General features: G+C 66.4%; 1 protein-coding gene. It reads left to right on the top strand.

Annotated elements, in window-relative coordinates:
* Positions 1–3 precede the first annotated feature (3 nt).
* The coding region (locus IEJ02_RS47750) for an AMP-binding protein (RefSeq protein ID WP_498067148.1) at positions 4–1,339 on the top strand (1,336 nt) is incomplete at its 3' end.

Below are 1,339 nucleotides of genomic sequence, written 5' to 3'. Positions count from 1 at the left end.
GTGATGCTGGCGGTCCAGAACACCCCCGAGGTCGTGGTCGAACTGCCCGGACTCCAGGCGGCGCCGGCCGATGTCGGTGAGGTGCCGGCCAAATTCGACCTGGACATCCAGATCCAGGAACACTTCGACGAAGCCGGCCGCCCCGCGGGCTTGAACGGCGGGATCGTCTACGCCACCGACCTGTTCGACGCAGCCACCGCCGAGCGCCTCGCTCAACAGCTGGTGCGGACCTTGGAGGCGGTCGCCACCGACCCCGCCCTGCCCGTGCGGCAGATCGACCTCCTCGATCCTGAGTTGCGCCACACCGTTCTGCGCACCTGGAACAACACCGCACGTGGGGTGCCGGAGGTGACGTTGCCGGAGCTGTTCGCCGCCCACGTGGCGCGAACACCCGACGCGGTGGCGGTGGTCGGCCACGNCGTACTGCTGGCCGTACTCAAAGCAGGCGGCGCCTATGTGCCCATCGACCCCGACTACCCACCCACACGGATCACCTCCACACTGACCGACGTCGCCCCCACCGCGGTGGTGAGCACGACCACACTCACCGACCGACTGCGAAAGCACTCCACCTCATGGGAGCCGAGCCCAGGCCGAGGGCCGGTGGAATGGATCGTCCTGGACGACCCCACAGTCCAAGCAGCTGTGGCGCAATCCGAAGACAGTCCGCTGACCGACACCGACCGGACCAGCCCACTCCTGCCCGACCACCCCGCCTACGTGATGTTCACATCAGGCTCCACCGGCACCCCTAAGGGCGTCACCATCCCCCACCGAGCCATCGACCGCCTGGTCAACCCCGCCACCTTCGCCCCACTACACCCCGATGACATCGTCGCCCACATCTCCTCCATCTCCTTCGACGCCGCCACCTTCGAGATCTGGGGAGCCCTGCTCAACGGCGCCACACTGGCCATCGCACCCCCCGGCATACCCTCCACCACCACCCTGCGCCACTTCCTGACCACCCACCAGGTCAGCGTCCTGTGCGTGGCCGCCGGCCTACTCCACCACCTGGTCGACACCGACATCGAAGCACTAACAGGACTACACACCATCGTCACCGGCGGAGACGTACTGTCCCCACCACAATGCCGCACCATACTCGAACACCTGCCACAAACCCGACTCATCAACGGCTACGGCCCCACAGAAAACACCACCTTCACCACCACCCGACAAATCACCCCCACAGACACCCACAACCCCGCCGGCATCCCCATCGGCCAGCCCATCTCAGACACCACACTGTTCGTACTGGATCCGAATCTGCAGCCAGTACCACCAGGCGTGACGGGCGAACTGTACGTGGCCGGTGCCGGACTCGCCCGTGGCTACC

It is taken from the genome of Streptomyces sp. 5-10 (genome assembly GCF_014712245.1).
GTDB classification, from domain to species: Bacteria; Actinomycetota; Actinomycetes; order Streptomycetales; family Streptomycetaceae; genus Streptomyces; species Streptomyces violaceusniger.
Note: the sequence above shows the minus strand (reverse complement) of the source record. Positions and strands in the feature narration are given on the sequence as shown.